This is a genomic window from Spirosoma flavum (assembly GCF_042686045.1).
GTDB classification, from domain to species: domain Bacteria; phylum Bacteroidota; class Bacteroidia; order Cytophagales; family Spirosomataceae; genus Spirosoma; species Spirosoma flavum.
The window spans coordinates 114,511-136,033 of the sequence record NZ_JBHUOM010000019.1 but is presented as its reverse complement, the minus strand read 5'-3'; the positions used below and the strand labels follow the sequence as shown (position 1 = coordinate 136,033).

Sequence of the window (21,523 nt, the reverse complement as noted above, 5' to 3'; positions counted from 1 at the left end):
CATACCCTAACGACCCGGCGATAAGGGGCACTGTGGCAATAACTATACGAATTCTTCCCCGAAATAAGATTAACTCCCTCGCCTGGGATGCCTGCATAGCCAATTCTCATCAACGAATTTTGTATGGCTACTCCTGGTATTTGGATATAGTTTTACCTGCCCCTTTCTGGAAATGGGTTGGTGCTGTTATAGCCAACGAAACAGGCCAGTATCAGACGGTTATGCCGATTCCTTTACGACGGAAAGTTGTTGCTGGTATCACCTGTGCCTGGGTAGTTCACCAACCCTTTTTCTGTCAATTTCTTGGTGTTTTTAGTCGTCAGGAAACGCTTGACCCAATGCCATTCTTTCGGGTCATGCAGCAACGTTTCCGATATGGTTCAACCGTCAGTATGCGTCAGCAGCCTGATACTTCGCTTTCTTTTGACACGGTTCGAGCAGCAACAACACACACGCTGGCTCTATCGGTCGGCTACGACACAATTTATCAAAACTATACCCATGACCGTAAGCAAAACCTGCGACGGGCTCGTCGTGAAATGAGTACAGCCGTTAACTGGACGATAGTGGAGTCAACCGATCCAGAACCTTTACTAACTTTATTTCGCGAAAATCACGCGGATAATATTGATGGGGGAGTGACCGACTGGGCCTACGCAGTAGTCAGAAATCTGGTGATCGAATTGAGCAAGCGTAATCTGATCACGTTGCGATATGCCTGTTGTGATGGGCGCATTGAAGCGGGTACGTTATTCGTGCAGGAGGGCAACCGAATTATTTATCTGTTTAATGCAGGGTCGGAAATAGGCCGCCGGAGAAATGCGCGAACGTTGCTAATTGACCAAATGATTCGTGAACAGGCCGGGCATAACGACGCAGATGAACCATTGGTTTTTGACTTCGAAAGCCCCGAAAAATTGGCTATTCGTGAATTTTATCAAAGCTTCGGCACAAGCGAGGAACCATTTTGGGAAATGCGCTGGAACCGGCTGAATCCTGTAGAGAACGTTCTTCGGCGCTTACTAAGCGCCGTTCGATCTGGCTCAAAAATATTTTAGTGGTTGTTTTAATCCGCCATCGCGTTTCAGGTCCATCACCATCGAGCCGACAAAAAAATCGACTTCAATTTTTACCGGTACTTTGTTCGCATCGTCAGAAACGAAGATTCGAATAGATTCTTCTTCCTTAATCAATTTGTTCTGCGGCAAGACAGGGTTTAGTTTAATGACATTAATCTTCCCTTGCTTCGTTTTTATAACGTCTTTCCCCCGGTAACGAACTTTCATATTGTAGATCGTATCGTCGTAAAACGCCGGAACTTCAATTACCTGACCACTACTCAGTTTACTGAAATCAATCGTCCGTAAAAAATAGTATCCACTAATTAAATCATGCACGTTGTCGGGTACTTTGAATACGTCTTTTTCTGTGCGTTCTTCGGCTTTTACCGTATTTGCTTCGTGGTTAAACGTGATATTTTCTTCCTTGCGATAGCTATTTTCCTGAAGGTTAGTATAAAATTTCTGCGGCAAAATCGCTGACGTATCTATATACGACCGCCACGTATCGCGAATACGCGTTATGAGGTCAAAGGCGCCCAATGTACGGGCATCTACATTAACACGATAGCAGGGCCGCTCATTGACTTTATAAAGGGTAGGACTAACGTCCACAACAGCTTCGGCAGCGTTGAGAAAACCATAGTGAACCCGATATTCGAGGTGCTCACCTGGTCCGAAACTGGTATTTACAACACGCCGGTATGCATTCAGAGCCACAAATCCAGTGCTCAGAACAGATAGAATACCGATGCCAATTAATAGCTTCTTCATACGAACAGCCGCCCGCCCTCCGGGCTTCGTTTAGAACGATGGATAGGTTTGTTTGAGGTAGGTTAGATACCGGTTGAAATCCCCTCCGAACCGATTTTTAAATTCCTGCCGAAACTGGTTCTGCTGTTTTCGATAGGTAAGATAACCGATAAAGTACGCATTATTAGGTAGGTTTAGTTTGCCAAGTGGCCTCTTTTTTATTTTACGTACACGTATTGAACTCCGTTGATCGCTGATTGTATCTGATGATTCAACAATTTGTCGGATGGTCTGCCATTTCAACGAATCTTTGATCACCGTTTGCGTGGTAGGTTTAAACGTTCTGTACAAACTATCGAGCATTCGGGTACCGCGCAAAATGTGTTCATCGTAGTTGTCATAAAACACTTTTGTGGCTAAATAGTCCCGGTAAGGGATCGAATTTGTGCCGTATTTCTGAGCCAGGAACTGTAACGTACCATATTCGCCCACAAAATCGGCTAAATTTTCGTTGTATTCCAGGCTATTTTTCACAAATAATGTACCGTGTGTCAGTTCGTGGATAATCAACTCCGCAAGACTTCCTTCAGGTCTATTTAAGAAACTGGATAAAATAGGATCGTTCAAAAATCCTAATGTTGACCAGGCAGATACTTCACCGATACGCGTATCTAGTCCTTCTCGTTGCAGGTCTGTTACTGTTGAATCAGCACGATCTTTTTCGAAAAAGCCTTTATAAGAAAACGTACCAATTATAGGAAAATTCCACTGTCTGGCAACGAGTTGATAGGGTTGAGCAGCTGTGACTACCCATAGAATTGGTTTTTCCTGTTGATCGTAAAATGATTCGTAACTACCCGATTTGTCTAACCCAAGCGAATCAATAGCAAAACGCTTGATTTCTTGAATTAGTTTTATTTTTTGTTTTAGCGAATCAGGATAAACTGGATCGGATAATACCTCGGTTACCGGCTTTGTATTCCATAAAATTCGTATCTGACCCTTAGCCTGCATCCACCCATAGCTAACTAGCTCCCATTGCCAGATAACTAAGCAAATAAGAAGCCCTAGAATGATAAGAGTAATTTTTTTGAGCATGGGTTGGAACTACCTATTACATTAGTACAAAGCTCAGTACAAACGTAATAACGGCTGGGGAGTGATGAATAAGCAAACCGAACCGGACCACGTATCGAAGTGGACCGGTTCGATCAACAGACTTGTGAGATTGAAAACACGATTAGGGAGGTCAGGCCGCATAGCCCCGCGTTTCTACCTCACCGACGGCCTCACCCTTTAGGTCATCTAAAAACTGATTATGGGTCATGGGCTTGGAAAACATAGGGAAGTTTTTCGCACAGGCAAAGGCTTGCTCTTCTTCGCTTATTGTAGCTGTACAGTCAGTGAGTGTTATTACCTCAAAGCCTTTTTCGTAGCCTGATCGCATGGTAGACTCTACGCAGCAGTTGGTCAAAAAACCGCTTAGCGCGATGGTTTCTATGCCTTTACTACGCAGAATGAAATCAAGGTTAGTACTGGCAAACGCATCTAGACCGCGTTTCCCTTCCAGTACAATATCACCGAGCTGTGGCGTCAGCACATCAATAATATCAACGCCCCACGAGCCTTTTCGAAACGATTTGCTGTCTACTACACCCTTTAGAATGCCATATGGATGCTTCGTGATCTCAAAATATCCCTCCTGGAAGCTAATCGGCGAGTGGATAATTACTGCTCCGGCTTCGCGCGCTTTTTTAACCAGATCGAGGGTGTTCTCCAACATATTCGATGAGTCCATTACACCTTTAACGGCATCGTGCAGGCTGCCCCCCGGCGACGTAAAATCGTTCTGATACTCGATCAGGACAACGGCTGTTTTTTGCGGATTCATAGTGGTTAATTTTATGATTGATGACAAAAGCCTTCCTATACTAACGTTTACTCCAGCGCCTGATATACGGCAATGCGGAATTTCTTAACAAAATCACTGTAATAGGCGTAAGGCTGTACGTTGGTGAAAATGAGCAAGATAAGTTCTTCCTTTGGATCAATTGTAAATTCGGAGCAGTACATGCCACCCCACGTATATGAACCCGGCGTTGCCTGATCGCCATAATGCGAGCCTTCAGTAATTAACTGAAAGCCAAGGCCAAATTTATCTTTTCGGTCCCAGACTTCGGCTGTTCCAATCTGGTTCCGAAGCATCATTTCAACCGTCTTGCGGCCTAGAATCCGTTTGTTATTGAACGTCCCGCCGTTGAGCAACATCTGGCAAAGCTTGGCGTAGTCTTCTACGGTACTAACTAAGCCCGCTCCACCCGAAAAGAATGTCTTCGCGCCCGATGTGGAAAAGTTTCGGTAAGCTTCGTTAGCGTGCAGTGTCAGTGGTTTGTCCATGCTCGATTTATCATACAACTCAACCAACCGACTGGCTTTGCTATCGGGCAAATAAAAATACGTATCGGCCATGCCGAGTGGTTCCAGCACTCGCTCACGCATGGCTACGTCGAACGGTTTGCCGGATAGTACTTCAATCAATCGGCCAATAATATCAATGTTCAGGCCGTAGGTGAAACCCGCGCCGGTTGAATCGGTGCCGGGGTCGCGCAACAAGGGGCGTTTCGCGAGTTTATTGATCACATCTTCGAGTTTATCAGGCGCTGTCGAATTAAAGAAAGGCACTTTAAACTCTGGTCGCTGGTCGAGTGGGTGCTCATAAGGAATACCGGCGTTATGGCTCAGTAACTGCCGAATGGTTATTTCGCCCTTTGCCGGACGGGTGTCATAACTACCACCGGCAGGGTCTTTCTTATCATACTTGACCAGCACTTTAGGATTCTTAAACGCCGGAATATATTTGGAGATGGGGTCGTCGAGAAGAAACTTTTCTTCTTCGTACAAGGTCATCAGCGTCGTGGTTGTGATGGCTTTTGACTGTGATGCGATACGGTATATGTCATCTCGCTTCAGGGGCGTTTTCTTCGCTAGATTGCTATAGCCGAACGCCTTATAATGGACTACCTTTCCCCGATGTGCCACAAATGTCACGGCATTGGGGGCGATTCCCTGATCAATTAATCCTTGTAGCCACGTATCTAGCCGTTTGAGCCGGTCGGTTGAGAAACCAGCTTCAGCGGGCGATTTAACTGTTGTAAATGTCTGCGGTACGGGTTGGGCAAGGAGGGAGGAGGTAACGAGCAACAGGAAGAAGGAGAAGCGCATCATGGGTTTTATGGTTTGCCGTGTACAGTTTATACGTTATAGTTTCTAATTGACCGGCCTACTGACCTATAAACCATAAACCATAAACCATACCTATTTTACTTCTGCCAGTCCCATAGAACGACGACCCATGTTTCACCAATAGTCGAATCGTAAAACTCGTGAATGGCATCAAAACCAACACGGGCATGAGCGCGCAGTGAGCGGGTATTATTGGCCGAAATATCTGTTATCAACAACTGGTAGCGGTCGCCATATACATCTCGGTGGTGTTGAAACATTCGGTCGAATACGCGTTGTCCCCGATAACCTTCGGCAACGCAAACCTGGCCCATTACATAATAATCAACTCGATCCGCAAGCGGCTTCCCAATATAATTGAGTGAGTTAATCAATGCAAAAAGGGGTAGTAATTCCGGTACATCTGCGCCAAATTCGGGCATCATTGTCAGGGCATAACCAACTACTAGATCACCATCTTTAGCAATTACGCTTGGCGCGGCTTTGTTCATACGAGCCAGAACGTCAGGGTCATGCTCAACTGTTACAAAGCCTTGATTGGCCTGAACATCGGCAGATACATTTTTACGAAGATTAGCTTGTTGCAGCGTGAGAATTCCGCGTACATCAGCGTCGGACTGAACGGTGGTAATAGAAATCATGGAACGCTAAGAAATGGTCTTTCGCTCGCATTGAGCCAGAAAAGCAGCGTCTACTTCGGCACCAATGCCCGGCGTTTCGGGCAGTTCGATTTGGTAGCCGTTGTAGGTGATGCCACCAAAAACGGGGTCGTCGGCATGCTCGAAACAACCATCTAGATCACAGAAACGAATATTTTGGCGGGCTGTCGCAAAATGGGCATTCGCCGTCAGCGCCAGCCTCGACTCCGACATGCAGCCAATCATGCAGGGAATCCCGGCGGCTTCGGCAATGGCGTTGATCTTGAGGGCTTCAAAAATCCCTCCGCTTTTGGAAAGTTTAATGTTGAAATAATCGACGGCTTCTTCACGCACCAGTCGGATAGCATCCGGCGCATCGAACAGGCTTTCATCGGCCATGATCGGCACGGTTGCGTTCCGACGAATTTGACGTAAGCCAGCAATATCATGTCGTTTAACGGGTTGCTCGCAGTACTGTACATTCCAATCGCCGATAGCCCGCAATACGCCCGAAGCCGTAACCACATCCCATCCCTGATTGGCATCAGTACGAATAGGGATAGAGTCACCGATGGCTTTTCGAATGGCCTCTATGCGCTCGATGTCGTCACGGAGATTTGTGCCGAGTTTCACCTTGATGGCTTCGGCACCCTTATCCTGAATCCGTAGGGCGTCGTCAACCATCCGTTCTGGCGTGTTGATGTATATGGTCTCGTCGGTTACGAGGGGACGTTTTGCACCACCTAAAAACTGGTAAAGCGGCATTCTTGCGGCCTTGGCGGCAATATCATACAGAGCCATATCGAAGGCCGAGCGCGTGGTTGGATGACCGGGTAGGTAGCGCGTTAGGGAATTGATACAGCCTTCAATGTCGAGTGGATTGCGACCAATCAGGAGCCGGGCCATATCGTCCGCAGCCGCCAGCCCTGATGCCTGCGTTTCACCAACGATCATCCACAGATGCGAGCCTTCGCCCCAGCCCGTAATGCGTTCGTCGGTTTGAATTTCGACCAGTATATTTCGCGCGTTTTCAATCGTACCGAGCGAAATGGCAATGGGCGCTTTCAGTGTAATGTCGTAGCGGTAAAGAGCAATTTGGGTGATTTTCATTTTCTTAAACACAGCGACCACACAAGTTCACAGAGTACGCTGAAAAACCTCCGTGCTCGCTGTATATGGTTTGCCGTAGCGGTTAAACGTTATTTCGGAAACTGACTTTTATCTAAACCCGGAATAATCCGCAGGGCATTTTTGTAGTAGACCTTTTTCAGTACTTCATCCGGCAGTCCCATGCCATACATGCGCCAGAACGCGTGGTACTTTTTGTGATAGGGAAAATATTCATCGTCGGTTTCGAGAACCCGGAAATAGGTTGTGTATTCCGACGGCACCCAACTGTCTTTCCCAAATAAAATGCGGTCTTGGTATTTCTCGAAAAACTTCCGGCTCGCCCGCGGCTGACGGCCCAGTTCGGCGATGACAGCGCCAATTTCTACGTTCATATTCGGGAAAACTTTCATCAGGCTATCGAGCTTGCCCAAGTCGTTTGGATACCAGCCCATGTGCGCAGCAATAAACGTTGTTTTCGGGTGCTTGCGGAATACATTATGCTGTTCGGCGATGAGTTTGTCCCAGGGAACAGGATCGTTAGCCGCGCGTTTGCGACCACCATGCAATTTGAGTTCAAGCCAGCGTTCGTTATAACGGTCCATTGGATCCCAAAATGGTTTGGGATCAGCGGTATGAATTAACACTGGAACGCCCAACTCGCCACATTTTGCCCAGATTGGGTCAAGGCGCGGGTCATCTACCGCAACGCGGTGGCCCGATTCATCCTTGTTATTCAGGCCCAGATTCTTGAAAATCTTGAGTCCATGTGCCCCTTTTTTAATGTCTTCTTCCAGAAGTTTTACTGATTCTTCCGTCCAGCCTTTCCGCCCGATGTCGTCGAAATTAAGATTTGTGAACAGCACTAATCGTTTCGAATTAGATTTATTCGCATTCGCCAGTGCATTATCAAAAAACTGAGTGCCTTGCTCCACATTGCCCCAACCCCGGCCACTGAGATTGATCATAATACCCATGTTCAGGCTATCCATCTGAGCAAGGAGCGGGCGCAGATTGGCCTTGTCCATATCCCATTGGTGGTTGTGCACGTCGATGAAGGGATATTTTGAGTGCGTCAGCTTGTGTTCCGGTACTTTTAGGGTTGAAACGGGATCATACTCTTCGAAGCCCAAGGGCTCGGCAGGTTGGGCTGGTTTCGACTGACCACAAGCTGCTAAGCCTATGAGCAGGAATGCCGGAATGTAAAGCAGATATTTCATGAACAGGTGGTATTTACAAACTAATCTCTAAATATAAGGGCCACACAATGAGCGGCAATACCTTCGCCCCGCCCTACGAACCCAATATGCTCGGAAGTGGTCGCTTTAATCGAAATATCGTCTTCAGGAATAGCCATCACCTCGGCCAGACATGTTTTCATTACCGGTATGTGTGGGTTAAGTTTCGGCTCCTGCAAGACAACCGTCACATCTACATTCGAGATTTCGTAGCCCGCACCCCGCACCATCCGAAGGACTTCGGCCAGAAGTAGTTTGCTATCAATACCTTTCCAGCGAGGGTCTTTATCGGAAAAATGATAGCCAATATTACGCATATTAGCGGCTCCCAGCAGTGCATCGCAGAGTACATGACAAACCACATCGGCGTCGGAGTGGCCCACCGGCCCAAACGTACTCGGAATCTGAATACCCCCCAGCCAGAACGGTCGGCCTTCTTCCAGCCGGTGAACGTCGTATCCTTGTCCTACTCGTATTTTCATGAGGTAAGGCCGGTTGAACGGAGATAGGCTTCGGTTTGGAGAAGGAACGTTGATGCCTGATTCACAGCTGAAGTAGCGTCTTCAATGGAAATGTCAAAATCAATATCATAATCACCACCTTGCCGTAAATTAAATAACTCTGAAATTGCTACGCTAAATGAGTCAGAAAATAAATTGGTTTTTATAAACTGTTTACGAAACTAAGTATGCGCGCCCGTATGCGTTTTGGGAATAGTACTATCTGTAGCGTACAAAAGAGCAATAATACAGTGGAACAATGAATAGTAAGCCCGGTTACAGGTTCCATCAGGGTGGTTAGCATCCAATAAAATTCGTGCTTCCTCTAAGTCTTCCTCTGCCTTTTGTAAATAAGCTCTCGCCCGATTCCGCTCGCTCATGTATAAATACCGTCTTGCTGTACCGCTTTATAGAAATGTGTATATCCTGCGGTGTACTTGGCTCTATCTGTCGGAAATACGGATACCTCTACGTCATACTTCAATGACAAGAAACTAACAATTGGGGCCATCAGTCTAACCTCTTTACCTGATTTTATGTCATCATCCCTTAATATCACCATGTAATCCACATCTGATTCGGCATGGAAATCTCCCCGTGCGTACAACCCAAACAGGATGACCCGATCAAGGCGAGCGCCATAAAGTTCAGTGAGTGCCTGCTTAACCTCCTGCGAAAGGTTTTGCAACTTGTCTGGCGTGAGCGCTTTGGGTTGGTAAGTGGTCTCCATTGTCGTTTAAGTTTAGAGCGCCTAAGACGTAACGTCTTCAGACTTTCTATAATACAACGTTGAACAATTGTCTTTTCGCAATACCTGCCGGGACATTGCCTGAATATCATTAGCTGTGACAGCCTGAATCTGAGCAGCTTCCAGATTGACTAATTCAGGATTGCCCGCATTAGCGGCATAGGCGAGATTCATGGCGCGGTTCAGTAATTCGACTTCAGAGAACGCGAGCGTTGCTTCGGCCTGGTTTTTTACTTTAGCCAACTCCTCGTCTGATACGGACTGGTCAATGAATTCCTGGAGGACAGATTCAACGGCTGCATCGGCTTCTTCCAGGGAAATACCTTCATTCAAGTTTCCCTGAACAACCAGTAAGCCGGGATCAATGGAGGCTGTAATGTAAGCGTTGATGCTACTAAATATAGGATTCGTACGCAGCAGTTGCTGGTATAGCCGGGATGATTTGCTTCGACCAAGTAAATCGCCCAATAGATCGACAGCAGGGAAGCTTGCATCAAAACGTCCCGGCATATGATACGCTTTATATAAGCCATTCAGCGGCACTTTAGCCGATGTTTCCAGTTTTCGAGCTTCGATCTGTCTCGGTTCTGTCGGGAGCTGACGAATATAGGCTTCACCCGCCGGAATGGGGGCAAACCACTTTGTACACAACTGCTTGATCTGCTCGACGGTTACGTTACCGGCTACCACCAGAATAGCATTGTTGGGCAGGTAATATTTAAAGAAAAATGCCTTTACATCATCCAGCGTGGCATTCTCGATATGGCTGATGTCTTTACCGATAGTTGCCCAGCGATAGGGGTGTTGCTGATAAGCCAGCGGACGAAGCTTAAGCCATACATCGCCATAAGGTTGGTTCAGATACCGTTGCTTAAATTCTTCGATCACTACTTTTTGCTGCACATCCAGCACTTGCGGGTCGAATGAAAGCCCCAGCATTCGGTCTGATTCTAACCAGAATGCCGTTTCCAGATTGGCTGCCGGGAGGGTAATATAATAATTGGTAATATCGGGGCTAGTAAAGGCATTGTTTTCGCCACCAACCTTCTGCAACGGCTCATCGTAGCTTGGAATGTGCCTTGATCCACCAAACATTAGGTGTTCAAACAAGTGGGCGAAGCCCGTTTTCGTGGGGTCTTCGTCGCGGGAGCCAACATTATACAGGATATTAACGGCGGCCATCGGTGTAGATTCGTCTTCGTGGACAAATACCTGTAGGCCATTATCTAAAACAAACTGTTCGTAATGAATCATGGGAAAAACTTTTGCGTATAGCTCTCGTTAGATAATACGCCATGAACAAAAGTACGGTTCCGGCTGTATAGAATCAAACGACAACATTTTGGCATCAGGCATATCAGTCCTAAAAAAGTGGCTTTTTTTTATCAGTTTATTGGGTCTGTCATTTTCAGGCCAGTCGCAGGCAGTGACCGACCCGGCTGTTCAACAAACAATTCTGAAAACGCTGGACGACATCTATAATTTTGAATTTGTTGAAGCTGATGGGATGATTCGTCAAATTCAAACCCGATACCCTGAGCACCCCATCGGTCCAATTTTGCGAGCCACCCAGTTAGAACTCCAATACTTACCGCTACACGAAAATAAAGCCGCCACCGCACAATTTATACAGGCTGTTAATCAGGGACTTGCGCTGGCAAAGAAAATGCTCGACAAGGATGAAAATGATCCCGAAGGGGTGTTTTTTGCCCTAACGGCGCATAGCTATTTAGCCTCGCTTCACAACAACAAAAATGAGTCGATGAAGGCCGTTGGGGAGTCTAAAAAAGCCTACAATTACCTCAGAGATGGCTTCGTCTTAATGAATAAAAATCCTGATTTTTATTTCACGACCGGGCTTTATAACTACTATATCGAACGTTATCCGATGGACCATTCGATTGTGAAGCCATTCATGTTTTTTTTCGAGGATGGCGACATGGCACAAGGTCTCAAGCAAATGGACATAGCGGCTAAAAAGGGTCTTTTTATGCGTCCGGCAGCTAATTATTACCTGGCTCATATCTACCTTAAACACGAAATGAACCCAAGTCGGGCGGCTGTTTACGCAAAATACTTAGCCGATAAATACCCAAATAACCCGTTGTTTGGCATGAGCAACGCCGAAGCTCTTTTATTGGCAGGCCGCTATGCCGAAGCCCGACCTTATATACAGCGACTGAAACAGATGCCCAACAAGTTGGTGCCGCTGGCAGTCAATACATTTACGGGAATGCTGGCTGAATATGCCGATAAAAATGATAAAGAAGCCGCTGAATCCTACGAACTAGCGCTTCGGACACCCTTCAATGACCCTTACACGAAAGAATATCACGCTTTCGCCTATGCTGGTTTGGCGCGAATTGCGGCCCGAGCAAACGACCGCAACCGGGCTATAATGTATTACAAAAAAGCCCTCGCCGTTGGGCAGTACAAATCATTGATTCGCGAAGCGAAGGCGTATAAAGATCAATAGTCAACTTCCAGATTCAGTACTTTTCGCAGTTCGTGTAAGAAAGGATTCTTCTCGGCGAGGTAATTGTATTTGTCCTGCGAACTGTAAATCATCTTCTTCGTCTCTTGGACGGTTACCTTGTGTTCAAGCTGAATCTGGCTGTTCTGGAGTTCACTACGCAGATAGGCCATCAACTCGGGCTTTACGTCGGTCAGATAACCCACTTGTAGTGTGTTGTCGAGTGTCAAAAAAATGGTTGTCCCATCAAGAATTAATTCCCGATTGAGTACCATTTGCTCCGTAGCCGAATCGTTTTGCTGCTGCCGGATCTTGGAAAATGATTGCCAGATATCCTGCAATTCATCGAATGTAAATGGCTTGTCAGGACGGGTGGGCGCAACAGGAACGACGGCTTCGTCCGTGTCTGCTGTAGCGACCGTCGGGCTAGAAGTCAAAGCAACTGTTGACCGCAGACGACTGTTGGCTGGGCGTATCGGTGGAGCAATACGTGGTTTTCCGGTTGTGCTTAATTGATCTATTACCTTGGCCGGTCCAGTTGTTGCTGCCAGCTGACCAACCGGTTGAGCTGTTCCATTGGCTGACGCACCAGCAGCGGCTATGGCCGGTCGGTAACCGTTCATCGGTTCACTCGTGATGGAGTGATTTTCAGTTAATTGGTTATCTGAATTAGGCGAGTTTGGGTGTCCATTCGTTGGACTGTTTTTTTTTTTTTCAGAGACCAGAAGTCCCACCGTATCCGCAATTACTTGTCCAATCGTACCAGACTCTCCGGTACGTGTACCGCCGGGAGATAAGTCAGGCAGGTCATCCCAGTTAAGCAGGTTGCGCAGATTTGCCAGTTTCATCAGCCAGAGTTCAGTATGTAACCGTTGATCTTTGGCCTGCTTGTAGTTCATGTCACACTGTCCTCCCAGGCTAAGCGCCGACAGTAAAAATGACATCGGTGCCCGCATTGACTGGTCGAGGTATTGGCGTCGGACACTCTCGGTTACTTGCAGCAGTTGCACCGTAGCGGCATCTTTACACACCAGCAAATCGCGGAAGTGGCGACATAGGCCAACCACAAACTGATGGCCGTCGAAACCCTTGCGAAGAATTTCGTCTATCGTTAGCAGGCTCTGGGGCAAATTTCCTGCCAGCAATAGATCGGTCAGTTTGAAATAGTAATCATAATCGAGAATGTGCAGGTTGTCCAGCACCTCCTTGTAGCGAATAATCCGGTCGGTTGAGAACGTCACGTTCAAGTCGAACATCGATAGCGCATCCCGAAGGCCACCGTCCGCTTTTTGAGCAATAAGATCGAGCGCTTCGGTCTCAGCTGTAATGCCTTCTTTTTGGGCAATGTCGGCAAGGTGAGCTGCAATATGGCCCGGCTGAATTCGGTTGAAATCGAAAATCTGGCAACGTGATAGAATCGTCGGCAGAATTTTGTGTTTTTCGGTCGTTGCCAGAATGAAAATAGCGTAGGAGGGAGGCTCCTCCAACGTTTTCAAAAAGGCATTGAACGCCTGCGTTGAGAGCATATGCACCTCGTCGATGATGTAAATTTTGTATTTCGCGCCAGATTGGGGTGGTGTTCTGACCTGATCAATCAAACTGCGGATATCTTCGACCGAGTTATTCGACGCGGCATCCAGTTCATGAATATTGAAGGAAGCATTACGGTTGAAACTTACACACGACTCGCATGTATCGCAGGCTTCGCCCTCTGGCGTTAGATTTTGGCAGTTAATTGTCTTGGCCAGAATCCGGGCGCAGGTGGTTTTACCAACTCCGCGTGGCCCGCAGAATAAAAACGCCGACGCTAAATGGTTGGTCTTGATGGCATTCTTGAGTGTGGTAGTAATGTGTTCCTGCCCCACTACAGTGTCGAATGTTGCAGGACGGTACTTGCGGGCCGAGACCACGAAATTTTCCATACTCAAAGATAGTAGGGACGGCCATGAAAGGCAAGCAAGAACGTACGGATGGCGTAAGGTTCGTTTATGTTAACCCATAGCATTAACTGTGGATAACATTGTGGATAACTATAAAGGCTGTTTATAAGCTGTCAAAAAGGTCAATGAAAAATGAATCCTGCGTTTTAAATTTCATTAATTCCCACAACCAAAGTTATGGCTCAGCTGGCCACGGTTGAGTTGGTTGAGCTACCAATCGGATAACGTTGCAGGGCAAGCAGTGCTCCAAACATGGCCACACCCGCCAATCCACCGGCAAAAAGCCCAATAGTTGGAGCCGAAACATAAGTCAGTGCATGACCGGCAAGAAATGAACCTGCAATATCAGATAGGTTCACAAAAGCCATATAGGTAGTAAACTGTGAGCCTTCCACCCCTTTTCGACAAATAGCCATCAATACGGGCATAGCCGCTACGCTAATGCTGGGGTCCATAAAATATAACGCAACCAAACCTGTTTGAGCCACTTCGCGCTGAATCCACAGAACCGACATGGCGTTGAAACTGACCAGATAAACGGCTACCATAGCCACTACAATCACGAGTAACCGACGTGGATTAATACGGTCTGCTATATAGCCACCTATCAGGGCCGCGCCCGTAGCCACAAGCATCCCGTAAGTACCAGTCAGCATCGAAACGGAGGTGTCGGCCCAGCCAAGTTTCTGGATTAAATGATAGTTGTACGCCCGCAGAAATAAACTTATACTCACGTAGGCAGTAACCACGGAGCCAAATAATAATAAGCTTCGTTTGGCAAACAGGCCCTTAAATAACTCAGTAAATAGCCATTTAAAATCATGTTCAGCCTGTTCGGTTTGTATGGCTCCTTGCCCTGACCCAAATGCAAATGACGAAGAAACACGGTTGAACGAAGGCAAAAGACGGTCGCCGGGCTTTTCCCGAATGAAAAATGTACACAAGGTTAATGTCAGCAGGCAAAGCGATTGAAGTAGAGCTGCGTTAAAGAAGCCGTACGTACGCAGAAGTTGAGAAAATACGGCAGCACCAGCACCAATGCCAATTAAAAAGCCAGCTCGCATAAAGGCGTTAACACGTCCGCGTTCATCTTCAGGTATAACCGTAATCGCCATCGCATCGACACTGGCATCCTGAATAGCGGCAAAGATACTATGGCCGAAAAAAAACCAAGCCAGTGTCGAAACCTGAGCTATAGGATCTCGAACTAACAAAAGCCCTAATGATGCCAGAAATGCCATGCACTGTGCCCCTACTACCCACGGTTTTCGCCGTCCCATAGACGAGCGTTGATAGCGGTCGATAAGCGGACCCCATACAAATTGAAAGGCCCACGGTAAACCTACAATGGCGGCAAATGAGCCAATGGCTGATGGGCTAACTCCTTCGGCTGTAAGGTAGTTAGCTAGTGCTGTCAGTGAAAATCCCGCCGGAATTCCCTGCATGACATATAGATAGAGAAACACTGTATACCGTAGTGGTCGGCTGCGGCTTAGGGTGAGGGGATAGGCGGGTGAAGGAAGGGCTGTCAGCACAGGTAAGGCTTGATTGTATAATTACACAGAATCAACTGTAGTAGACAAAACATGTAGGACTTAATGATTAAGAAATATGTTTCGACCGTTGACGAACTATCCTGTAAAAAATCCGTTATTTTATTGCAAGACCCGGATAATCTCTCTAACATTGTCCGCGTTTTCAGCGCAAAATCAATGGCAAAGCTCGTTTACTTACCGACCTTCTTTCATACTACGCCATTTCGGTTTAGGTCCGAAAGGACTATATCATTTTGTTTGCCTATGTGGTAAACTATTCTCGCCATTTTCTTCGTTTTATTCACCTAACAAACCAGCTCGGATTACGCTGTCTCCGTTTTGCGGCTTTACAACCGCCCAATAAACGACAATGATCACACCAGAAATAGTTAACGATCTATATATCGTTCAAGTCGCAAATGAAAATCATTTGCGGTTAGCCGAAACAATCTGTCATGAGATGGAAGAAAGCGCGAAAGCCCGGGGAACCGGAATTGCCAAGCGCTCTCCCATTTACGTAATGGAAAAAATGCTTGAAGGTAAAGCCATTGTAGCCATGACACTGTCGGGCGAATGGGTTGGCTTCTGCTACATCGAGACCTGGGAGCACGGCAAGTTTGTCGCCAACTCCGGCCTGATTGTACATCCCGATTACCGTAAAAGCGGTATTGCTACGCGTATCAAAGCCAAGGCGTTTGAATTATCGCGGGCTATGTTCCCCACAGCTAAAATTATTGGTATTACAACGAGTCTGGCGGTGATGAAAATCAACTCCGACTTAGGCTATCAACCAGTAACACTCAGCGAATTGCCAGCCGATGACGCCTTCTGGAAAGGATGTCAAACCTGTGCTAACTTCGATATCCTAACCCGTACTAATCGTAAACATTGTCTCTGCACAGGAATGCAATATGATCCTGAAGAGCATAAGAAAGAGCAGAAAGATGAGAAGTGGAATTTCCTGAAGGAATCGAAACTTTACGAGCGCTGGATGCGTGTTAAGAAGCGCATTTTAATGCGAATCAACCCTTCCGACCGTTCGCGTCGGGAGCATGAGCTAGAAACAGCCTAATTATACGTCATAAACAGGAATAGCCCGGAAGTTGCTTCCGGGCTATTCCTGTTTATGGGCATGGGTATTTTACGATTTCTTTAGGGGGGGCTCGTCTCAACGATTTGGGACGAGCCCCTGATTTACCTAGTAACCAGGCTGAAATCATAAAGAAGAATTTTGTTCTTCTTATTCTGATAGGCTTCCTGGCAACTTCTGAATCTTTCAGGCACTAACATTTGCGGTAAACGATTGGTTAGCCCATGCATAAACTCCATCTGAAATTATGTCTGAACCGCTCTCGCTGGTCTGGCTCCGGCGCGATTTGCGTCTACACGATAATGCGGCCTTATATCATGCCTTAAAAAGTGGCCACCATGTTGTACCTGTTTTCATTTTCGACCGTACTATTCTCGATGCGTTGGAAGACCGTTGCGACCGTCGGGTTGATTTTCTGGTTCAGGAAGTTAATCGTCTGCGTGACGAGTTAGCCAAAATGGGGTCAGCTATTATTGTTCGGTATGGCAAACCGGTTGACGTATGGAAGAAACTAATTGAACAGTATAGCATAGGCGACGTATTTGCTAACCACGATTACGAAGTTTATGCCAAAGAACGTGATAAAGCTGTTGGCGACCTGCTGGCTGAACACGCTATTGGGTTTCATACGAGCAAAGATCAGACAATTTTCGAGCGAGATGAAGTACTCAGTGGTAAGAAAAAGCCCTACACGGTTTTCACTCCCTACAGCCGGAAGTGGCGGGATAAACTGACTGATTTTTATCTGAAATCGTACCCGACAGAACATTACTTTACGCAACTTTGGAAAACCAATCCTCTGCCAGTACCCACGTTGGAGGAGATGGGTTTTCAACCCGAAGAAGAAACGTTTCCTGCTCGAACCGTACCCGACGAAGTACTCGATACGTACAACAAAACGCGTGATTTCCCCGCTTTGCCCCACGGTACGAGTCAACTGAGTATGCACCTGCGTTTCGGCACGATCAGTATCCGCGATCTGGCCCGGCAGGCGAAAGACGCCGATGATAAAACGTTTATGAATGAACTCTGCTGGCGGGACTTTTATTTTCAGGTGCTCGACCATTTTCCGCATGTCGAAAAAAACTCATTCCGGCGTGAGTATGACCAGATTGAATGGCGTAACAATGAAGACGAGTTTGAAAAGTGGTGCCGGGGCGAAACGGGCTACCCTATTGTAGATGCCGGGATGCGCCAGCTAAATACAATTGGCTGGATGCACAATCGCGTTCGGATGATTACCGCCGGTTTTCTCTGTAAACATCTGCTTATTGACTGGCGATGGGGGGAAGCCTATTTCGGTAGAAAACTCCGTGATTATGATCTTTCGGCCAACAACGGCGGCTGGCAATGGGCAGCCGGGTCAGGTGCCGATGCGTCGCCGTATTTCCGGGTATTCAATCCGACGCGACAAGCCCAAAAGTTCGATTCGAAAGCCGCGTATATTCAGCATTGGGTTCCTGACGTTGACCAACCGACCTATCCGCAACCAATAGTTGAGCATACAATGGCTCGTCAACGTGCCATTGATGCGTATAAAAAAGCTGTAGCAAAAGTAAAATAGGAATAGTATTTCCGCACTGCTCAGGAGTCATAACGTTCGCTACCGCCTTACTCGTTTGAGTGGGTGAATGCTACGTAAACGGAGTTTTCCTGATAAATGAAGGTGATGTAGCAACGATAGTAGGACTTTGGAGGTACGCTAATTAACAACTAGTTGATTGTTAATAGGGACTATAGGCCAGACTCAAGCTCTTTTTGTACCTTACGGATCTTTTCATAGACTATTCCTTTACTTGCCGTTATGAAGCTTCGGCTCCTCTTACTTTGTCTCTTTGGCCTGTTTATTCTTCGTTCATCCGTAATAGCCCAACAGCGACTTCGCCTGAGCGTTGTCGTGCGCGACGGTGTTACCAAGAAGCCCATACCGGGAGCCAGTTTGTTTGTTTCCGAAACAAAAGCCGGGGCACGGGCAGACAGTGCAGGCTTTGTTGTGCTTAACCATCCACCGGGGGCTTTGACTATTTACGTTTCGGCGGTAGGTTATTTGCGGGGCCGCGAAACCGTTATACTTGATTTCAACAAACGAGTCGAGTATTTTCTTCAGCCTCGCTCTACCGATTTGGATGAAGTAGATGTACGGGCCAACCGCGAGGATAAAAACATCAAGGACGTGCAGATGGGGCAGATTCAACTGAGTATGCCCGAACTGAAACGGATGCCGGTCGTGCTGGGCGAACCCGACATTCTGAAAGCTCTGACTCTTCAGGCAGGTGTTACGACAGCGGGCGAAGGCGCGGGTGGGTTTAATGTTCGGGGTGGGCGTTCCGACCAGAATCTGGTTTTAGTTGATGGAGCGCCCCTGTTCAATACATCGCATTTGCTCGGTTTCTACACGAACATCAACCCCGATATGGTGCAGGACGTGAGCCTCAACAAAGGTGCTTTTTCGTCGCAGTACGGCGGGCGGGTATCGTCGTTATTGTTGATGAGCACCCGTAATGGTAATAAAGATGGCTGGCGGGTATCGGGCGGGCTGAGTCCGGTTAGTGCACGGGTAGTGGTGGATGGGCCAATCACTAAAAAATTAACGCTGTTGGTTGGCGGGCGTATTGCTTTCCCAAACTATTTATTGCAACTGTTCCCGACGGCAAGTGTAAAAAATAGTCGGGCATCCTTCTATGATGCTAATATCAAACTAACATACACCCCTGATGACCGTAACACCATTTCGATGTCGGCGTATCGCAGTCAGGATAACTTCCGGTTTCCCGGCGATACACTCTACGGCTGGCATTCAAACGTGCTGACAGGTCGCTGGAGTTACCTCATACGGCCTAATCTACAACTGAATCTGGCCGCTCTCTACAGCGGCTATTACCTGAATGTAGATGGTGTAACGCCTAATTTAAACTTTCGTTTTACATCGCACATTGAGCAGCGGGAAGGGAAAGCCGATGTCTTTTATACGCTGAATAGGAAGCATAAAATTCAGATTGGCGTGAACGCTATTATGTACGGTGTTCAGACGGGGGCGATTAAACCAACGGGCGAAAATTCCAGTATTAATCCTAAAGAGATTAATCCGGAGCGGGGCCGTGAAATAGGCACGTATATTAACACCGAGTGGGAATTAACCCCCAGAATTACATTGATGGCTGGTTTACGGTATTCAGCCTTTGCCTTTCTGGGTCCACAGACGGTTTATAGCTACGCGGAAAATGTGCCGATTTCACCCGAAACCGTTGTTGATTCAGTACACTATACGAAGGGAAAAACGGCACAAATGTATAGTGGATTAGAGCCACGGTTTGCCTTACGCGTGCAGGTGGCTAAAAATACGGCTGTCAAAGCCAGCGCGGGCCGAACGCGCCAGTACCTGAATCTTATCTCGAACACAACAGCCATTACACCACTCGATTTCTGGAAATTGAGTGACCATTACGTACCACCCCAAATTGCTGATCAAGTATCGGTAGGCCTGTTTCAGAATTTTCGGAACAACACGATTGAGGTAAGTGTGGAAGGCTACTACAAACGACTTCAGAACCAGATTGACTACCGCTACGGAGCCAATTTGATTTTGAACCCACAACTCGAAACGGCTCTTCTGCAAGCGAATGGGCGTGCCTACGGTGTTGAGTTTGGCCTGAGTAAAAGTGCCGGACGGCTCACGGGGCAGCTTAATTACACGTATGCCCGTTCGCTGATTGCTGTGCAAACGCCTTTTCAATCACTTCGCATCAATGGTGGTGATTACTACCCGTCCTACATCGACCGGCCACATACCTTCAACATTCAGGCCCGCTGGACCATGTCGCACAACTGGTCGTTCTCAACAAATTTTGTGTACTATACCGGCGTTCCGGCTACCTTTCCCGATGGACAATATACCTTTAACGGTGAACCGGTACAAGACTATTCCCGACGAAATGCCGACCGTATTCCCGATTATCACCGTCTGGATGTTGCGTTCTCGAAAGATACTCGTTTCAATAAAGGACAACGGCGTTATGGTATCTGGACACTGGGTATCTATAACGTGTCTGCGCACAAAAATCCGTACTCCATTTATTTTACCCGCTATAATCAGCGTACAGAATCGTATCGGCTGTCGGTATTTGGCACGATGATTCCTTCTATCGCTTACAATTTTTATTTCTGAACATGCGTCAGTTTCTTATCTATAGTCTTATTCTGACCTTTTTTGCCGCCTGTATCGATCAGGTTGAGTTGCCTATTCGTGCCGAAGTGCCACGTTTGGTTGTTGAAGGTCAGATTACGAATGAAGCCCCACCTTATACTGTTCGGCTGACGTATACGGGGAAATATGGCGATAATAGCGGGCAGAACCCGGATAATCAGTACGTGAAAGAAGCTCAGGTAGTGCTGGCCGATGATCAGGGGCATTCGACGCGCTTTGTGGCGATGGGATCAGGAATGTACCAAACCGTAGACTCAGCGTTTCGGGGTCAGGTTGGTCGGGCATACAGTTTATCCGTTGTGCTGGCTGACGGAAAACGCTACGTCACGAAGCCCGAACAGATGCCCGCTGTGCCGGTAATTGATAGTATTTCGGCGAAGTTGAGTGAAACGGGTAATTTGGCCAAGCCATATGCGGCTTCCTATTCAGTGAATACGCGCGATCCGGCTAGTGAGAAAAACTATTACCGCTGGACTGCCTACGGCTATACCAACCGCCTGTCGGTGGGAGTTCCCTGTAGCCTGGGTAGCCCAAGTCTCTGTAATAATCGCTGTTGGACAACGGTGTCGAGCGATGCCGTGAATGTGTACAGTGATGAGGCTATTAACGGGAATCCTCTTCGTGGACGGGTAGTATTACAAGTGCCAATTTATGCTATTGGCCCGCAACTGGTTGAAGTGCAGCAGTATGCTATCACACAAACAAATTACCAATTCTGGCAACTTTATAAGCAGCAAAACGCGCGAACCGGCAGCATTTTCGATCCGTTACCCGCACCTATTACCGGTAATGTCGTAAATGCTAATGACCCAACCGATATGGCACGTGGCTACTACGCCGTTACATCTATTACGCGTAAGCGCACCCGGCAGGCTAACTACAATGCCCTATTTTATGGAGCGTTGACCAGTTATCTATCAAGCCTGCTTTTGCCACCGGGCGATTGCCGCGATACGTATGGTCAAGTGCCTCTTACGGAACCTGACGGTTGGTAGA

The 21,523-nt window shown here is 47.3% G+C and carries 19 protein-coding genes; 6 read left to right on the top strand and 13 right to left on the bottom strand.

The window, feature by feature from the left end; genetic code table 11:
- Positions 1-32 precede the first annotated feature (32 nt).
- Positions 33-1,058: a GNAT family N-acetyltransferase gene (locus tag ACFS25_RS17660; protein WP_381503697.1), complete on the top strand. Its 1,026-nt coding sequence runs from the start codon at positions 33-35 to the stop codon at positions 1,056-1,058.
- Here ACFS25_RS17660 and ACFS25_RS17655 read toward each other — a convergent pair.
- The 11 genes from ACFS25_RS17655 to ACFS25_RS17605 all read right to left on the bottom strand — a co-directional run bounded on the left by ACFS25_RS17655 (position 1,044) and on the right by ACFS25_RS17605 (position 10,539).
- Positions 1,044-1,832, bottom strand: a complete 789-nt coding sequence (locus ACFS25_RS17655; RefSeq protein WP_381503695.1) for a DUF3108 domain-containing protein — start codon at positions 1,830-1,832, stop codon at positions 1,044-1,046. The genes ACFS25_RS17660 and ACFS25_RS17655 overlap by 15 nt on opposite strands.
- A gap of 30 nt (positions 1,833-1,862) precedes the next feature.
- The gene (locus ACFS25_RS17650) at positions 1,863-2,909 is read right to left on the bottom strand and encodes an aminopeptidase (protein ID WP_381503693.1); all 1,047 of its coding nucleotides are present in this window, start codon (positions 2,907-2,909) and stop codon (positions 1,863-1,865) included.
- A 151-nt stretch (positions 2,910-3,060) separates the two neighbouring features.
- Positions 3,061-3,702, bottom strand: a complete 642-nt coding sequence (locus tag ACFS25_RS17645) for a cysteine hydrolase (protein ID WP_381503691.1) — start codon at positions 3,700-3,702, stop codon at positions 3,061-3,063.
- 47 nt (positions 3,703-3,749) lie between these two features.
- On the bottom strand, positions 3,750-5,033 hold the full coding sequence (locus tag ACFS25_RS17640; RefSeq protein ID WP_381504563.1) for a serine hydrolase domain-containing protein: 1,284 nt from the start codon (positions 5,031-5,033) through the stop codon (positions 3,750-3,752).
- Between the two features lie 98 nt (positions 5,034-5,131).
- Positions 5,132-5,695 (bottom strand): GNAT family N-acetyltransferase, encoded by a 564-nt coding sequence (locus ACFS25_RS17635; RefSeq protein ID WP_381503689.1) that lies wholly within the window; start codon positions 5,693-5,695, stop codon positions 5,132-5,134.
- 6 nt (positions 5,696-5,701) lie between these two features.
- Entirely contained in the window at positions 5,702-6,802 is a 1,101-nt protein-coding gene (locus ACFS25_RS17630; RefSeq protein WP_381503688.1) for a mandelate racemase/muconate lactonizing enzyme family protein, read from the bottom strand.
- Between the two features lie 89 nt (positions 6,803-6,891).
- Positions 6,892-8,019 carry an amidohydrolase family protein gene (locus ACFS25_RS17625; RefSeq protein WP_381503686.1) on the bottom strand — a complete coding sequence of 376 codons (1,128 nt, stop codon included), beginning with the start codon at positions 8,017-8,019 and terminating at the stop codon, positions 6,892-6,894.
- Between the two features lie 20 nt (positions 8,020-8,039).
- Positions 8,040-8,519 carry a 2-C-methyl-D-erythritol 2,4-cyclodiphosphate synthase gene (gene ispF, locus ACFS25_RS17620; RefSeq protein ID WP_381503684.1) on the bottom strand — a complete coding sequence of 160 codons (480 nt, stop codon included), beginning with the start codon at positions 8,517-8,519 and terminating at the stop codon, positions 8,040-8,042.
- Positions 8,520-8,719: 200 nt separating this feature from the next.
- On the bottom strand, positions 8,720-8,917 hold the full coding sequence (locus ACFS25_RS17615; RefSeq protein WP_381503682.1) for a HEPN domain-containing protein: 198 nt from the start codon (positions 8,915-8,917) through the stop codon (positions 8,720-8,722).
- Positions 8,914-9,267 (bottom strand): nucleotidyltransferase family protein, encoded by a 354-nt coding sequence (locus tag ACFS25_RS17610; RefSeq protein WP_381503679.1) that lies wholly within the window; start codon positions 9,265-9,267, stop codon positions 8,914-8,916. The genes ACFS25_RS17615 and ACFS25_RS17610 overlap by 4 nt, the downstream gene beginning before the upstream one ends.
- A 21-nt stretch (positions 9,268-9,288) precedes the next feature.
- Positions 9,289-10,539, bottom strand: coding sequence for a M16 family metallopeptidase (locus ACFS25_RS17605; protein ID WP_381503676.1), 1,251 nt, complete (start codon positions 10,537-10,539; stop codon positions 9,289-9,291).
- Positions 10,540-10,627: 88 nt separating this feature from the next.
- Between ACFS25_RS17605 and ACFS25_RS17600 the strand changes: the two genes are divergently transcribed.
- Positions 10,628-11,761 (top strand): tetratricopeptide repeat protein, encoded by a 1,134-nt coding sequence (locus ACFS25_RS17600; protein ID WP_381503675.1) that lies wholly within the window; start codon positions 10,628-10,630, stop codon positions 11,759-11,761.
- Here ACFS25_RS17600 and ACFS25_RS17595 read toward each other — a convergent pair.
- Both ACFS25_RS17595 and ACFS25_RS17590 read right to left on the bottom strand, forming a co-directional pair.
- Positions 11,755-13,680, bottom strand: coding sequence for a DNA polymerase III subunit gamma/tau (locus ACFS25_RS17595; RefSeq protein WP_381503673.1), 1,926 nt, complete (start codon positions 13,678-13,680; stop codon positions 11,755-11,757). The two genes, ACFS25_RS17600 and ACFS25_RS17595, sit on opposite strands and share 7 nt — an antisense overlap.
- Before the next feature lie 200 nt (positions 13,681-13,880).
- The gene (locus ACFS25_RS17590; RefSeq protein ID WP_381503671.1) at positions 13,881-15,233 is read right to left on the bottom strand and encodes an MFS transporter; all 1,353 of its coding nucleotides are present in this window, start codon (positions 15,231-15,233) and stop codon (positions 13,881-13,883) included.
- Positions 15,234-15,603: 370 nt separating this feature from the next.
- On the opposite strand from ACFS25_RS17590, the gene ACFS25_RS17585 reads away from it, so the two are divergent.
- The 4 genes from ACFS25_RS17585 (at position 15,604) to ACFS25_RS17570 (ending at position 21,522) form a co-directional block, all read left to right on the top strand.
- Positions 15,604-16,305 (top strand): GNAT family N-acetyltransferase, encoded by a 702-nt coding sequence (locus ACFS25_RS17585; protein ID WP_381503669.1) that lies wholly within the window; start codon positions 15,604-15,606, stop codon positions 16,303-16,305.
- A 265-nt stretch (positions 16,306-16,570) separates the two neighbouring features.
- Entirely contained in the window at positions 16,571-17,887 is a 1,317-nt protein-coding gene (locus ACFS25_RS17580; RefSeq protein ID WP_381503667.1) for a cryptochrome/photolyase family protein, read from the top strand.
- Positions 17,888-18,127: 240 nt separating this feature from the next.
- Positions 18,128-20,488 carry a TonB-dependent receptor gene (locus ACFS25_RS17575; RefSeq protein WP_381503665.1) on the top strand — a complete coding sequence of 787 codons (2,361 nt, stop codon included), beginning with the start codon at positions 18,128-18,130 and terminating at the stop codon, positions 20,486-20,488.
- 2 nt (positions 20,489-20,490) lie between these two features.
- Positions 20,491-21,522: a DUF4249 domain-containing protein gene (locus ACFS25_RS17570; RefSeq protein ID WP_381503664.1), complete on the top strand. Its 1,032-nt coding sequence runs from the start codon at positions 20,491-20,493 to the stop codon at positions 21,520-21,522.
- Position 21,523: the final 1 nt, after the last annotated feature.

Excerpts from the sequence above, each read along its gene's own strand:
- ACFS25_RS17635 (WP_381503689.1), bottom strand. The coding sequence starts at position 5,695 with ATGATTTCTATTACCACCGTTCAGTCCGACGCTGATGTACGCGGAATT.
- ACFS25_RS17645 (WP_381503691.1), bottom strand. The coding sequence starts at position 3,702 with ATGAATCCGCAAAAAACAGCCGTTGTCCTGATCGAGTATCAGAACGAT.
- ACFS25_RS17610 (WP_381503679.1), bottom strand. The coding sequence starts at position 9,267 with ATGGAGACCACTTACCAACCCAAAGCGCTCACGCCAGACAAGTTGCAA.
- ACFS25_RS17640 (WP_381504563.1), bottom strand. The coding sequence starts at position 5,033 with ATGCGCTTCTCCTTCTTCCTGTTGCTCGTTACCTCCTCCCTCCTTGCC.
- ACFS25_RS17585 (WP_381503669.1), top strand. The coding sequence starts at position 15,604 with ATGATCACACCAGAAATAGTTAACGATCTATATATCGTTCAAGTCGCA.
- ACFS25_RS17605 (WP_381503676.1), bottom strand. The coding sequence starts at position 10,539 with ATGATTCATTACGAACAGTTTGTTTTAGATAATGGCCTACAGGTATTT.
- ACFS25_RS17595 (WP_381503673.1), bottom strand. The coding sequence starts at position 13,680 with ATGGAAAATTTCGTGGTCTCGGCCCGCAAGTACCGTCCTGCAACATTC.
- ACFS25_RS17650 (WP_381503693.1), bottom strand. The coding sequence starts at position 2,909 with ATGCTCAAAAAAATTACTCTTATCATTCTAGGGCTTCTTATTTGCTTA.
- ACFS25_RS17625 (WP_381503686.1), bottom strand. The coding sequence starts at position 8,019 with ATGAAATATCTGCTTTACATTCCGGCATTCCTGCTCATAGGCTTAGCA.
- ACFS25_RS17570 (WP_381503664.1), top strand. The coding sequence starts at position 20,491 with ATGCGTCAGTTTCTTATCTATAGTCTTATTCTGACCTTTTTTGCCGCC.
- ACFS25_RS17580 (WP_381503667.1), top strand. The coding sequence starts at position 16,571 with ATGTCTGAACCGCTCTCGCTGGTCTGGCTCCGGCGCGATTTGCGTCTA.
- ACFS25_RS17630 (WP_381503688.1), bottom strand. The coding sequence starts at position 6,802 with ATGAAAATCACCCAAATTGCTCTTTACCGCTACGACATTACACTGAAA.
- ACFS25_RS17615 (WP_381503682.1), bottom strand. The coding sequence starts at position 8,917 with ATGAGCGAGCGGAATCGGGCGAGAGCTTATTTACAAAAGGCAGAGGAA.
- ACFS25_RS17575 (WP_381503665.1), top strand. The coding sequence starts at position 18,128 with ATGAAGCTTCGGCTCCTCTTACTTTGTCTCTTTGGCCTGTTTATTCTT.
- ispF (WP_381503684.1), bottom strand. The coding sequence starts at position 8,519 with ATGAAAATACGAGTAGGACAAGGATACGACGTTCACCGGCTGGAAGAA.
- ACFS25_RS17655 (WP_381503695.1), bottom strand. The coding sequence starts at position 1,832 with ATGAAGAAGCTATTAATTGGCATCGGTATTCTATCTGTTCTGAGCACT.